Origin of the sequence: Bradyrhizobium sp. 6(2017), from assembly GCF_011058295.2 — a bacterium.
GTDB classification, from domain to species: domain Bacteria; phylum Pseudomonadota; class Alphaproteobacteria; order Rhizobiales; family Xanthobacteraceae; genus Bradyrhizobium; species Bradyrhizobium septentrionale.
In genome coordinates this window covers 6,518,679-6,531,818 of record NZ_CP049289.2, presented here as the reverse complement: position 1 = coordinate 6,531,818, position 13,140 = coordinate 6,518,679, and the positions used below count along the sequence as shown (strand labels likewise).

The 13,140-nt window shown below is 65.2% G+C and carries 15 protein-coding genes; 10 read left to right on the top strand and 5 right to left on the bottom strand.

The features are described 5' to 3' along the window. Positions 1-20: 20 nt before the first annotated feature. The 3 genes from G6P99_RS30935 to G6P99_RS30925 all read right to left on the bottom strand — a co-directional run bounded on the left by G6P99_RS30935 (position 21) and on the right by G6P99_RS30925 (position 2,709). Positions 21-908 (bottom strand): hypothetical protein, encoded by an 888-nt coding sequence (locus G6P99_RS30935; protein ID WP_029085409.1) that lies wholly within the window; start codon positions 906-908, stop codon positions 21-23. An 86-nt stretch (positions 909-994) separates the two neighbouring features. Continuing rightward, positions 995-1,747, bottom strand: coding sequence for a flagellar type III secretion system pore protein FliP (gene fliP, locus G6P99_RS30930; RefSeq protein ID WP_029085410.1), 753 nt, complete (start codon positions 1,745-1,747; stop codon positions 995-997). Further along, positions 1,744-2,709 (bottom strand): flagellar biosynthetic protein FliO, encoded by a 966-nt coding sequence (locus G6P99_RS30925; RefSeq protein ID WP_156929165.1) that lies wholly within the window; start codon positions 2,707-2,709, stop codon positions 1,744-1,746. Before G6P99_RS30925 ends, fliP begins: the two co-directional genes overlap by 4 nt. Before the next feature lie 351 nt (positions 2,710-3,060). On the opposite strand from G6P99_RS30925, the gene flgB reads away from it, so the two are divergent. The 9 genes from flgB to G6P99_RS30880 all read left to right on the top strand — a co-directional run bounded on the left by flgB (position 3,061) and on the right by G6P99_RS30880 (position 11,449). Next, complete coding sequence (gene flgB / locus G6P99_RS30920) at positions 3,061-3,471, top strand: flagellar basal body rod protein FlgB (protein ID WP_029085412.1); 411 nt, start codon at positions 3,061-3,063, stop codon at positions 3,469-3,471. A gap of 109 nt (positions 3,472-3,580) precedes the next feature. Then, a complete protein-coding gene (gene flgC, locus G6P99_RS30915) occupies positions 3,581-4,006 on the top strand; it encodes a flagellar basal body rod protein FlgC (RefSeq protein WP_029085413.1) in 426 nt (141 codons plus the stop codon). 26 nt (positions 4,007-4,032) lie between these two features. Further along, positions 4,033-4,353, top strand: coding sequence for a flagellar hook-basal body complex protein FliE (gene fliE / locus G6P99_RS30910; protein ID WP_029085414.1), 321 nt, complete (start codon positions 4,033-4,035; stop codon positions 4,351-4,353). A gap of 140 nt (positions 4,354-4,493) precedes the next feature. Continuing rightward, positions 4,494-4,757: a flagellar biosynthesis protein FliQ gene (gene fliQ, locus G6P99_RS30905; RefSeq protein WP_024580945.1), complete on the top strand. Its 264-nt coding sequence runs from the start codon at positions 4,494-4,496 to the stop codon at positions 4,755-4,757. A gap of 18 nt (positions 4,758-4,775) precedes the next feature. Further along, on the top strand, positions 4,776-5,546 hold the full coding sequence (gene fliR, locus G6P99_RS30900; RefSeq protein ID WP_029085415.1) for a flagellar biosynthetic protein FliR: 771 nt from the start codon (positions 4,776-4,778) through the stop codon (positions 5,544-5,546). 9 nt (positions 5,547-5,555) lie between these two features. After that, on the top strand, positions 5,556-6,629 hold the full coding sequence (gene flhB / locus G6P99_RS30895) for a flagellar biosynthesis protein FlhB (protein ID WP_165124526.1): 1,074 nt from the start codon (positions 5,556-5,558) through the stop codon (positions 6,627-6,629). A gap of 141 nt (positions 6,630-6,770) precedes the next feature. Further along, positions 6,771-9,347, top strand: a complete 2,577-nt coding sequence (cckA, locus tag G6P99_RS30890; RefSeq protein ID WP_165129037.1) for a cell cycle histidine kinase CckA — start codon at positions 6,771-6,773, stop codon at positions 9,345-9,347. A 310-nt stretch (positions 9,348-9,657) separates the two neighbouring features. Further along, positions 9,658-10,620, top strand: a complete 963-nt coding sequence (locus tag G6P99_RS30885) for a Tim44 domain-containing protein (RefSeq protein ID WP_029085418.1) — start codon at positions 9,658-9,660, stop codon at positions 10,618-10,620. A 151-nt stretch (positions 10,621-10,771) separates the two neighbouring features. Then, positions 10,772-11,449 carry a lectin gene (locus tag G6P99_RS30880; RefSeq protein WP_029085419.1) on the top strand — a complete coding sequence of 226 codons (678 nt, stop codon included), beginning with the start codon at positions 10,772-10,774 and terminating at the stop codon, positions 11,447-11,449. Between the two features lie 65 nt (positions 11,450-11,514). Here G6P99_RS30880 and G6P99_RS30875 read toward each other — a convergent pair whose 3' ends face one another. Next, a complete protein-coding gene (locus G6P99_RS30875) occupies positions 11,515-11,910 on the bottom strand; it encodes a DUF3606 domain-containing protein (RefSeq protein WP_029085420.1) in 396 nt (131 codons plus the stop codon). A gap of 154 nt (positions 11,911-12,064) precedes the next feature. On the opposite strand from G6P99_RS30875, the gene G6P99_RS30870 reads away from it, so the two are divergent. Continuing rightward, a complete protein-coding gene (locus G6P99_RS30870) occupies positions 12,065-12,772 on the top strand; it encodes a glutathione S-transferase (RefSeq protein ID WP_029085421.1) in 708 nt (235 codons plus the stop codon). Between the two features lie 6 nt (positions 12,773-12,778). Here the strand turns inward: G6P99_RS30870 and G6P99_RS30865 are convergent, their stop codons facing one another. After that, positions 12,779-13,138, bottom strand: a complete 360-nt coding sequence (locus tag G6P99_RS30865) for a GFA family protein (protein WP_029085422.1) — start codon at positions 13,136-13,138, stop codon at positions 12,779-12,781. Positions 13,139-13,140: the final 2 nt, after the last annotated feature.

The following is a 13,140-nucleotide window of genomic DNA, read 5'->3' as shown; positions in this document are numbered from 1 at the left end:
CGTGATGCGGAGGCGTGCGCTCACCCGTCATACTGGTCCGGTCCCATCGCCCAAGGTGCCTGGTCGTAGCCGTTGGCGAAGGTGCGGTTCGTCTGCGCCGGATTGCGGTTGATCAGCGGCCGCAGATACATCGGATGGGTGGCGCTGCGCACCTCGTGCTCGACGGCGAACAGATGCCGGCCATTGGCGGGATCGACGATGTCGCAGAAGCGGTACTGGTATTGATTGTCCTCGCGGGAGACCAGATTGCGCTCCCACAGCCGCTTGTAGGGACCCGAGAAGTCCGTGATGTAGATCTGGACGTGATGGCCGTCGAACTCGCCCTGCGCCTGATCGGTCTCGCGGAATTGCAGATACTGGTCCTTGCCGACCTTGGCGCGCGCGACGACGCCGTCTCCGTTCACGACGCTCGCCGGGATGCCCATGATCTCGGGATAGAACCGGCTGATCGCTTCGGCGGTGCCGCGCGGCACCTCGAACTCGACATAGGGCATGCCGAGCGCGATGCGCCCGAACCGCGCGGCGTCCGGCTCAAAGCAGCGCAGGCGGTTGCCCCAGGGGCAGGTGGCCTCGACGTGATCGTTGCGTTCGCGATAGCTGAACGCGGTGCCTTCGAGCTTGGGCGCAACGGCTGCAAGCCGCGCCAGCAGGGCCTGCCGTCCGGCGATCACGATACCGGTATGGCCGCGCAGCACCTGTGGCCGGCCGGTCGGCAGATGAAACTGGCTGCGGCCGGCGTTCACCCACATGTTGCTGTCGGAGACCATCAGATAGGGATCGCGGGTCAGCCCGATGCCGGCGACATAGAACAGCGTGGCGAGGCGCTGGTCCGGCACCTGCACGTTGACATGCTCGAGATGGATGGAATTGCCGATATCTTCTGCGGCGCGGTCGAATGGCTGCTGCACGGGCACGGCTCCCTGGATGCGGTGCCGCGCATGATAGTGCAACGGCACGGCCGATCCAGCTGACGGGCCATGAATGTTTCGCGGGGCTACCCCCCGTAACTCTGCACCAGGCTGCCGGCGACCAGGGCCCAGCCGTCGACCAGCACGAAGAAGATCAGCTTGAACGGCAGCGACACCACCACCGGCGGCAGCATCATCATGCCCATCGACATCAAGACCGAGGCGACCACGAGGTCGATGATCAGGAACGGCAGGAACAACAGGAAGCCGATCTCGAAGGCGCGCTTCAGCTCGGAGATCATGAAGGCCGGCACCAGGATGCGCAGCGACATCTCATCGGGCGTCGCCGGCGGCGGCTCGCCGGAGAGGTCCATGAACAGCTTCAGATCCTTCTCGCGGACGTTCTTCTGCATGAAGCCGCGCAACGGCACCGAGGCGCGCTGCAAGGCCTCCTCGACGCCGATCTGGTTGGCGACCAGCGGCTTGATGCCGTCGTCATAGGATTTCTGCAGCACCGGTCCCATCACGAAGGCGGTGAGGAACATCGCGAGCGCGATCATCACCGAGTTCGGCGGCGCGGTGGCGGTGCCGAGCGCGGTGCGCAGCAGCGAGAGCACGACCACGATGCGCGTGAACGACGTCATCATGACCAGGATCGACGGCGCGATCGACAGCACCGTGAGCAGTGCGATCAGCTGGATCGCGCGCTCGGTCACACCGCCATTGCCGCCGCCGAGATTGATGCTGATATCCTGCGCCATCGCCGGATCAGCGAAGGATCCGGCGGCGATCAGGACAGCGATGAAAAAAACTCTACGCGGGACGGACCCTGATCTCACGAAGGAGACTTCGGTGGTCGGCCGAGCAGCGAGGCCATCTCGTCCTCGAGATTCTCGAACCCGCTCTTCTGCTGGGCAGGCGCGGCGGGCGGCTCGCTGCGCGGCGCACGCACCGGCGGCGCCTCGGGCGCAACTGGCGGCGCGACGGTCTCGCCTGGGCCGGTCGGGCGGCGCAGCGCAGCTTCGAGCCGCTGCGCCATCTCGGCGAGATTGGCGTCGGCGTTCGATGCGGGCGGCTGGGCCGGGGGTGCCTGCGTCGCGACCGGTGGCGGAGCGGGGGGAGGCGGTGGCGGCGGCGTGACAGAACGCTCGGCCGCGGGCGCGCGCAGCGGCGGCGGCGCCTTCGGCGGTTCGGCCGCGCGCGGCACACGCGGGATCACGGGTTCGGAGCGCGGCGGCAGGCGCGGCGGCATCGGATCGGGCCGCGGCTCGCTACGCTCGGGCGTGAAGCCCGTGAGCGGATCGCTGCGACGCTCGGCGACCGGCGACGGGGGCCGGCGCAACTCGTCGGCGAAGGAGGGGCGCGCCTGACGTGGCGGCGGCTCGGGCTCGGGAAGTTCGAAACTGTCGGAGCGGGCAGCCTCGCTCTCGTTCCAGGCCGCGTCCGGAAGCGGTGCGGCACGCGGCAGCGCGGCTTCTGGGCCGACCGCGGGGCGGGCCGACATCTGATCACGCCCGGGCATGGCGCGGACGATGTTCGGCTCGACGACGATATCGGTGGGGCCGCCGATCATCAGCAGATGTTCGATATTGTCGCGGCGGACCAGCACCAGCCGGCGCCGGCCGTCGACCGCGGCGGCGTCGATCACCGCCAGCCGCGGCATCCGCCCGCGATTGGCGTTGGCCCCGAGGCGGTTTCCGGCGAAGCGGCGGACGAGCCATGCGGTGACGCCGATCAGCGCCAGCACGACCACGAATGCCAAGACGAATGTAACGACCTGCATATTGGAGTCCCCGGCCATCGTGGCCTTCCTCAGCTTTCGCCATCAACGAGCGCGGATTGACAAGTGCGGTTTGCACAGCGAATCGCGCCCGAGATTCGCCTTATTTCTTAATTCCGAGCGGCTTGCAGCCGGCTGTTCTATTAATAAACCAAGAATCGCTTGTCCCAAAACGACTTCTCAGCGCCCCACGCTGTCTTGGTCCGTGCTGGTTAACGCAGCATTCGTGGCGAAAATGCGCTCTCGGGCCTCCGTTGCGGCGTTCTCCACGGATCAGTCCGACATTTTAACCACCCGTTAACCATACACCGGGCAAATTCTGCCTACCTCGGGAGCCCAAGGGTTGTCCAAGAGGTTAACGGAGCCGCGGCGATGTCCATGAACGATCTCCCGATCCTGTCGGCGCTGCGCAGCAAGATGCAGTGGCACCAGGAGCGCCAGCGCGTCCTTGCCGAGAACATTTCCAATTCCGACACGCCGAACTTCCGGCCGCGCGACCTGGTCGAGCCGAAGTTCGACCGCGCCGGCGCCACCGTCGGCGGCGGCATGGGGACGCTGCCGATGATGCAGACCAGCGGCACCCATCTGACGGCGTCCGGCGCGCCTGATGCCTTCGACAACGACCGCGGCAAGAGCGGCTTTCAGACCCGTCCGGCCGGCAACGCGGTCAATCTCGAGGACCAGATGCTGAAAGTGTCCGCCAACCAGATGGACTACGCGGCGGTCACCTCGCTCTACAGCAAAAGCCTGCATCTGCTGAAGACCGCGATCGGCAAGGGCTAGAGCATGATCCGGAAAAGTGTGGAGCGGTTTTCCCTCGCGCGAACGCAAGGCGTTTGCGCGGAGATCATGCTCAAAACAAGCTGACACCTGACGGCGGCAGGAGGATCCCATGGCAGATGGAACAAGCGATTTCGCCCGCTCGATGAGCATCGCGACATCAGGCCTGCGCGCGCAGGCCGGGCGGATGCGGGTGATCTCGGAAAATATCGCCAACGCCGATTCGACGGCGCAGACCGCGGGCGGCGATCCCTACCGTCGCAAGGTGCCGACCTTCTCGTCCGCGCTCGACCGCTCGCTCGACGCCCAGGTCGTGACCCTCGGACGGATCCGGCCGGACCGGTCGTCGTTCCGCGTCAAGCAGGAACCGGGCAATCCGGCGGCGGATGCCTCCGGCAACGTCAAATATCCGAACGTCAATCCGATGGTCGAAATGACCGACATGCGCGACGCCCAGCGCTCCTACGAGGCCAACCTCAACATCATCAGCGCGACGCGGCGAATGATCCAGCGCACGCTCGACATCCTCAAGTCCTGACGCAACAAGAACAGGGAACGTAAATCATGGCCACACCGACAGTCGCCGCCAACGCCTACGCCAGCCTCGCGAAACTGATGGAGCGCGGCGGCGCCGAGAAGGCCGGACTGGGCGGGCAGGCAGTCGCCGGCCCGTCGTTCAGCGCGCTGCTGAAGGACTCCGTCGGCAGCGTGCTGGAAGCGGGCAAGAAATCCGACGCACAGACCATGGCAATGGCCTCGGGCAAGGCGAATGTGATGGACGTGGTGACGGCGGTCGCCGACACCGACGTTGCGGTGTCGACACTGGTCTCGGTCCGCGACCGCGTGATCCAGGCCTACGAAGACATCATGAAGATGCCGATCTGACGAATGGCGTCATTCCGGGATGGTCCGAAGGACCAGACCGCAGGTGCGCAATTGCGCACTGGGGAATCTCGAGGTTCCGGGTTCGATGCTTTGCATCGCCCCGGAACGACTGGCGCAAAACAACAACAGCGAGAACAACAATGACCGGCCCTGAAACCCTCGACGTCGCGCGTGATGCGATCTGGACCATCGTGATCGTGTCGTCGCCCCTCATGGTGGTCGGCCTCGTGGTCGGCGTCGTGGTGTCGCTGTTCCAGGCGCTGACCCAGATCCAGGAACAGACGCTGGTCTTCGTGCCGAAGATCCTCGCCATCTTCGTCACATTGCTGCTGGCGCTACCGTTCATGGCCGACTCGCTCGCCAGCCACATGATGCGGATTTCGTCGCGAATCATCGGCGGTTGATGCACTAATGCCGCGGTCATGCGCATCGATGTCTCCCTGCTGCCGGCGCTGGCCGCAATCTTCGTGCTGGTCTTTGCGCGCGTGGGCGCGATGGTGATGCTGCTGCCCGGTTTCGGCGAGAGCAACATCCCGGCGCGCGTCAAGCTGTCGATCGCGCTGCTGCTGACGCTGATCATCCTTCCGCTGCATCGCAACGCCTATCATGTCGACCTGACGTCGATCTCCTCGCTCGGCGTCCTGATGGTGCATGAACTCATCATCGGCATCGTGCTCGGAGCGACCGCGCGGGTGACGCTGTCGGCGCTCAATGTTGCGGGCTCCGTGATCGCACAGCAACTCGGCCTCGGCTTCGTTACCGCGATCGACCCGACCCAGGGTCAGCAGGGCCAGATCGTCGGCAATTTCCTCACCATCCTCGGCCTGACGCTGCTGTTTGCCACCGACAGCCACTATCTCGTGATCGCGGCGCTGAGCGAGAGCTACCGCATCTTCTCGCCCGGCGAGATCATGCCGACCGGCGACGTCGCCGCGCTTGCGACCTCGGCGTTCTCCGCCGCCTTCAAGATCGGCCTGCAGCTGTCGGCGCCGTTCCTGGTGTTCGGCCTGGTCTTCAACATCGGGCTCGGCGTGCTGGCGCGGCTGATGCCGCAGATGCAGGTCTATTTCGTCGGCGTGCCGCTCTCGATCATGGTCGGCTTCCTGATCTTCGGCGTGGTGCTCGCGGCGATGATGAATACCTATTTCGACTACTTCAACGGCGTCATGCGCCAGCTTGCTCCGATGAACTAGGGGAGAGCGATGGCCGACGATACCGAAGACAAAACAGAAGACCCTACGCAAAAACGTCTCGACGATGCGCTCGAAAAAGGCGACGTCGTCAAGAGCCAGGAGGTCAACACCTGGTTCATCATCGCCGGCGCCACGCTGGTGCTGTCGACCTTCTCGGGCTCGATCGGCGGCGGCATCTTGATGCCGCTGCGCAACCTGATCGCCAATTCATGGATGATCCGCACCGACGGCGCCGGTCTGCTTCAACTGACCCAGACGCTGGGCTATGCTGTGGTTGCCGCGATCGGCGTACCGTTTCTGATGCTGGCGCTGGCCGCGGTCGCCGGCAACATGGTGCAGCACCAGCTGGTGTGGTCGGGCGAGCAGCTGAAGCCGAAATTCTCCAAGATCTCGCCGGCAGCCGGCTTCAAGCGGCTGTTCGGCAAGCAGGCGGTGGCGAATTTCCTGAAGGGCCTGTTCAAGCTGATCGCGCTCGGCGCCGTGATGGTCGTGGTGCTGTGGCCCGAACGGCTGCGGATGGAAGCATTCCTGCGGGTCGATCCGGCCGAGCTTCTGCCCGCCATCACCAGCATGACGGTGCATTTGATGGCGGCGGTGGTCGCCATGCTCGCTGCGGTCGCGATCGCCGACTACTTCTTCCAGTACCGGACCTGGTACGAGCGTCACAAGATGTCGCTGCAGGAGATGAAGGAGGAGTTCAAGCAGTCGGAAGGCGACCCGCACGTCAAGGGCAGGATCAAGCAGTTGCGGGTCCAGCGCGCCAGGAAGCGCATGATGGCCCAGGTTCCCAAGGCCTCGGTGATCATCACCAACCCGACCCACTATTCGGTGGCGCTGGCCTACGACCGCAGCATGTCGGCGCCGCTCTGCGTCGCCAAGGGCGTCGACAACCTTGCCTTCAAGATCAGGGAGATCGCCAAGGAGCACGATATTCCGATCGTGGAGAACGTGCCGCTGGCCCGGGCGCTCTATGCGACCGTCGAGATCGACCGGGAGATCCCGGTCGAGCACTATCATGCGGTCGCCGAAATCATCGGCTATGTGATGCGGCTGAAGCGCGGCCTGTCCGGCCTGCGACAGTAAAGGGCGGAAAACCGCTTGAAATGCGCGTAACTTGCGAAATTGCCGCCTGATGGACTTGCGTTTTCGGGTCCGATTCAGGCACTCAGGGGCGAGGCGGCCGGCCGGGCGCCTTCGTGATGCAGACGAGCCATGTCTCTCCAGATGACCGCCGATAGCAACGATCCTCCCGCGACTGAGCCGTTCGTGGCTCACGGGCCAGCGCGGCGCAGCGGCAGCATCCTGCTGGTGGTCCTGATCGCTGTCGGCATCGTCGCGGTGGCGGTCTGGCTGATGACCATCGGCCGCACCCAGGCGCAGCCCTATATCCTCGGCGTGCTGGCGCTGCTCGCCACCGTCGGCCTGTTCACCCTGTTCGCGCTTGCTGCAGGCATCATCCGCTTCTCCGACCGCGCCACCGACGACCCCGTGATGGCGCGGATCGCCGACCAGGCCCAGGAAGGGCTCGTGGTCACCGACTCCCGCGGCCATGTGGTCTATTCCAACGCCGCCTATCTGAGGCTGACCGGCGCGGCCGGGCCGCAGGACGTCCGTCCCGTCGAGCGCGTCTTCATCGGCAACCCCGACGTCTCCGAGGCGGTGTTCCGCCTCTTGAAGGCGGCACGCGAGGGCAAGCGGCAGCAGGAGGAGGTCCGCGTCGCCGGCCACGAGGCCGGGCAAGGTGGCGAACAAGGCCGTTGGCTGCGGCTCAGGGTGCGCCCGCTCGGCGAGGGCAAACGCGACGCGAGATATGCGGTGTGGTCGATCGCCGACGTCACCCGTGACCGCGAAGACCAGGAGGATGTGTTCCAGGAGTTGCGGCACGCGATCGAATATCTCGATCACGCGCCGTGCGGCTTCTTCTCAGTCAATCCGGCCGGCGAGATCGCCTATGTCAACGCCACGCTGGCCAACTGGCTGGACTACGATCTGGCCGAGATCGGTTCGGGCGGCCTGAAGCTGACCGACATCGTCTCGGGCGACGGTGCGGCGCTGTTGACCTCGATTGCGGCGGTGCCGGGCGAGGTCAAGACCGAGGTGTTCGACATCGACCTGCGGATGCGCGGCGGCAAGACCGTGCCGGTGCGGCTCTATCACAAGCTCGCCTTCGGCGCCGACGGCGCTGCGGGCGCCTCGCGCACGCTGGTGATCAGCCGCGCCCGCGACGAGCGTTCCGATCCGGAGCGCGCCGCCGAGGTGCGCTTCATGCGCTTCTTCGACCATACGCCGATGGCGATCGCGACTGTCGACCGCGGCGGCAACGTGGTCGGTGCCAATGCGCGCTTCGCCAAGCTGGCGCAGGGGCTGAACGGCGAGGGCGGTGCGGCCAAGTCGATCTTCCGCGCGGTCAATCCGCGCGACCGGGGTCTCCTGATCGCCGCGATCAACCAGGCCGCCGAGGGCCAGGGCGATATCGCGCCGGTCGAGGTGATGCTGGACGGCGCCAAGGAGCGCTTTGCCCAGTTCTTCGTGACGACCGTCGAGAAGGACGAGCGCGACGCCGAGACCGCGATCGTCTACATGCTGGAGACCACCGAGCGCCGCGCGCTGGAGAACCAGATCAACCAGTCGCAAAAGATGGAGATGGTGGGCCAGCTCGCCGGCGGCATCGCGCACGACTTCAACAACGTGCTGTCGGCCATCATGATGGCGAACGACTTCCTGCTGAACGCGCACAAGCCGACCGACCCGTCGTTCCAGGATATCATGCAGATCAAGCAGAACGCGACCCGCGCCGCGACGCTGGTGCGGCAGTTGCTTGCGTTCTCGCGCCGCCAGACGCTGCGGCCACAGGTGCTCGATCTCGGCGATGCGCTGTCCGACCTCACCATGCTGCTGCGCCGGCTGATCGGCGAGAAGGTCAAGCTCGACCTGGTGCATGGCCGCGATCTGTGGCCGGTGAAGGTCGACGTTTCGCAATTCGAGCAGGTGGTGGTCAACCTCGCGGTCAACGCGCGCGACGCGATGCCCGACGGCGGCAAGCTGATCATCCGCACCGCCAATCTGCCGACCGAGGAAGCAGCCCAACTCGCCAACAAGGGCATGCCGGCGGCGGACTATGTGAAGATCGAGATTTCGGACACCGGCACCGGCATTCCGCACGAGATCATCGACAAGATCTTCGAGCCGTTCTTCTCGACCAAGGAAGTCGGCAAGGGCACCGGCCTCGGCCTGTCGACGGTCTACGGCATCGTCAAGCAGACCGGCGGCTTCGTCTATGTCGATTCCGTGCCCGGCGGGGGCACCACTTTCCGGATCTATTTGCCGCGGCATCGCCAGGAGCAGGAGGCCGCCCCGGAGGCGCAGGCCGGCAATGCCGCGACCAAGGACGCCGCCGCCGAAGCCGCCAAGCCGAAGCCCGATCTCACCGGGCAGGGCACCATCCTGCTGGTCGAGGACGAGGACGGCCTGCGCTCGCTGAATGCGCGCGGTCTCCGCTCGCGCGGCTACAGCGTGATCGAGGCGGCCAACGGCGTTGAGGCGCTGGAGGCGTTCGAGGAGAACAACGGCGCCGTCGATCTCGTCGTCTCCGACGTCGTGATGCCGGAGATGGACGGCCCGACGCTGCTGAAGGAAATGCGCAGCCGCAATGCCGAGCTCAAGATCATCTTCGTCTCAGGCTATGCGGAGGACGCCTTCGAGAAGAGCCTGCCCGAGAACCAGCAGTTCGCGTTCCTGCCCAAGCCGTTCACGCTGACGCAGCTGGTCGCCGCGGTGAAGGAAACCATGACGGCGAATTAGAGCGTTTTCGAGCGAAGCGGACACCCGCTCGCGTATAGAAAACGCGTCAAATAAGGAGCGCCAGCCCGGGCGACGAGCTTCGATGCGCCTTACCTTCTCGCATGGGAATAGTTATGTTGCGATGCGGTCGCGGTTGAAGCCGAGCCCCATCTCGCGGTAGGACGCGCCGTCGCGTCCACAAGGACCATAGTGTCACATCTCCGCGACCGAGGGCCGCAGCCGCGGTTCCCGTTTCCCGCTTCACTTTTATCAGGCCCTGCCCATCTTAGGGGCGTTTCCCCATGCCGGGGAATCCTTTGAGGAAACCAACATGAATTTCTCGCACCGCACGCGTGGAATTGTCCGGGCGATCGCCGTCGCGATGGCGCTGGCGCTGCCCGTGATGATGACCATTTCGGCGGCCGACGCCCGCGTCGGCGGCGGCGGCTCGCGCGGCTCGCGGACATTCTCCGCGCCGCCCAGCACCTCGACGGCGCCCGGCTCGGTTGCGCCGATGAACCGTACCTTCAGCCAGCCTGGCAGCCCGAACATGGGATCGCCGGCGGCGGCGACGTCCGGCGGCCTGTTCGGCCGCGGCGGAATGGGCCGTGGCCTGCTCGGCGGCCTGGCCGCGGGCTTCCTTGGCGCCGGCCTGTTCGGCATGCTGTTCGGCGGCGGCCTGTTCTCGGGTCTCGGCGGCCTGTCGTCGATCCTCGGCCTCCTGCTGCAGGTCGGTCTGATCGTGCTCGTGGTCCGGCTCGCGATGTCGTGGTGGCAGCGCCGCAATACGCCGGCCTCCGCGTACGCGGGCGGCCCCGACGTCGGCCCCGGCCCGCAGGGCAACGCCCGTTCGGGCTTCGGCTTTGGCCTCGGCGGCGGATCGAACACACCGGTCGAGATCACGCCGGCGGACTATGAGACGTTCGAGCGGCTGCTCGGCGATATCCAGGCCGCTTGGTCAAACGAGGACATTGCGAAGCTGCATACGCTCGCGACGCCGGAGATGGTGTCGTACTTCTCGAAGGATCTCGAGGAGAACAAGGCGCGCAACGTCACCAACAAGACTTCCAACGTGAAGCTGTTGCAGGGCGATCTTGCGGAAGCCTGGCGCGAAGGCGACAGCGAATACGCCACCGTCGCGATGCGCTACACGCTGGTCGACACCATGCTCGAGCGCGGCACCGGCCGGATGGTCGGCGGCAATGGGCAGCCGGAGGAGATCACCGAAGTCTGGACCTTCGTGCGCCAGCGCGGCGGCAACTGGGAACTCTCGGCGATCCAGCAGACCAACTGATCGATCGCCCGATATGACAATTGCAAGGCGCCGCGGCTCAGCCCGCGGCGCTTTTATTTTGCGCGCTTCATTGGCGCGTCGCGGCGCCGGAATATCCGCACGGGCTGCGGGTTGATGTCAGCGGACCATAACAACCATCGGGAGGATTAAGATGAAGGTCATTGCGTGCATCGCGGTTCCGGCCTGTCTTGCATTTGTCGTCACGGCTGCGCCGCCGGCACAGGCGCAGACTGCCGACACCAGCTTCTTCGTGACCAGCAACGGCATCGGCAACGGCGCCAATCTCGGCGGCCTCGCCGGTGCCGACAACCATTGCCAGACGCTGGCGCAGGCCGCGGGCTTCGGCGCGCCGAAGACATGGCGCGCCTATCTCTCGACCCAGGCCGCCGACGGCCAGGTCGCGGTGAACGCGCGCGATCGCATCGGCAAGGGACCGTGGAAGAATGTGAAGGGCGTCGTGGTCGCCAAGGACGTCGCCGACCTGCACAGCGCCGGCAACAATCTCACCAAGCAGACCGCCCTGTCCGAGAAGGGCGACGTCATCAACGGTGCCGGCGACACGCCGAACCGCCACGACGTGCTGACAGGATCGCAGGCGGACGGCACTGCGTTTGCGGCCGGTGAGGACCGCACCTGCAAGAACTGGACGAGCAGCACGCAAGGCGCCGCCATGCTCGGACATTTCGACCGCAAGGGCCTGCGCGACGACGAACCGTCAAAATCCTGGAACACGTCGCATCCCTCGCGCGGTCCCGACGGCGGCTGCTCGCAGGCCGACCTGAAGAGCACCGGCGGCGACGGCCTGCTGTACTGCTTCGCGGCGAACTGAGGGAATACAAGGAGACTTGAGCGGCGGTCGCCTCGCGCCGCCGCTCATTGAATCTGGGAGAGCGCCTAAGCCTTCTTGCGCTTGACCGCCTTCTTTGCAGTCTTCTTTTTCTTCACGGTTTTCTTCTTGGCCGCGAAATAGGCTTCGACCTTCTTCGAGGAGTGTCCAACTGCGGCCACCGCGGTCTTGAGCCGGGCAGGCGTCACCTTGAACTTCTTCGACCAGTAACGGACCTCGTAGGGCTGGCTGATCGCGATCCGCGCGCGGTCGGCGGCCTTGTGCCGCTGCTCCTTGAAGTAGGCTTCCACCTTCTTGGCGGAATGGCCGACCTTCTTGACGGCGGCTTTGAGCTTCGCCGGCGTGACCTTGAACTTCTTGGACCAGTACGCAACTTCGTAGGATTCGCTCAACGCGATCAGGGCGCGATCTGCGCCGCCCCGCTTCTTCTTGTTGTCCGCCATCAGATGATCCTTCATCGAAGATTCGACGTCGGAACCTTAGCAGTCTCTGCGTGGTTCGGACAGGCAGCCTGTCCGCGGTGGACGATCCGAGCTCTGCACGGCTACGATCGAGCTGACGAGAAGCGACGCGGTGAAAGTTTTTGGAGGTATGTGCATGCACTATCAGCTTTACTACTGGCCGATGATCCAGGGCCGCGGCGAATATGTCCGCCTCGCGCTCGAGGATGCAGGCGCCGGTTACACCGATGTCGCGCGCGGCAAGGGCGGCACGGGTGCCATGATGAAGATGATGGACGCGCACAAGGGCACGCCGCCGTTTGCGCCGCCGTTCCTCAAGGCCGGCAGCCTCGTGATCGGGCAGACCGCCAACATCCTGCTCTATCTCGGCGCGCGCCACGGCCTCGCCCCGAAGGCGGAAGGCGGCAAGCTCTGGGTGCACGAGTTGCAGCTCACGATCGCGGACTTCGTGCTGGAGATCCACGACACCCATCATCCGCTCGGCCCGTCGCTGTACTACGAGGACCAGAAGGCGCCGGCCAAGAAGCGCACCGAGGAATTCTGGGCGTCGCGGGTGCCAAAATATCTCGGCTATTTCGAGGACCTCGTGCAGGCGAACGGCGGCGCCTTCGTCACCGGCCGCCGGGTGACCTATGTCGACCTCTCGCTGTTTCAGATCGTGGAAGGCCTGCGCTACGCTTTTCCGAAGCGGATGGCGGCGTTTGAAAAGAAGGTCCCGCGACTGATCGCGCTGCGCGATCGCGTCGCCGAGCGGCCGAACATCAAGGCGTATCTGGCCAGCGAGCGGCGGATTCCGTTCAATGAGGAGGGGATCTTCCGGCGTTACAAGGCGCTGGATTTGTAGGTGCCGTCACCGGTTCCTTCCATCCACCGGCGTCATCGTGATCTTCGACAAATCGATGCCGTCGATGCAGCTGACATTGAGCGCCACGATGTCGGCGCCGTCAGGCTTGTTGCCGCGTGCAAACACGTCGACGCCGCAATCGACGCAGAGCTGGTGGCGGATCGCATGGCGGTTGAACAGATATTCCTTCAAATTCTCGGCGCCGGCGCGAAGCTGGAAGCTCGTTGGCGGCATGAACACGAAGTGCAGGCCCTTCTTGGTACAGATCGAACAGTTGCAGGCCGTCACCATCGCCATGTCGGTGGTGCATTCGAAGCGGACCTGGCCGCAATGGCAGCCGCCGGTATAGGTCTTGCTCTCCGCCATGA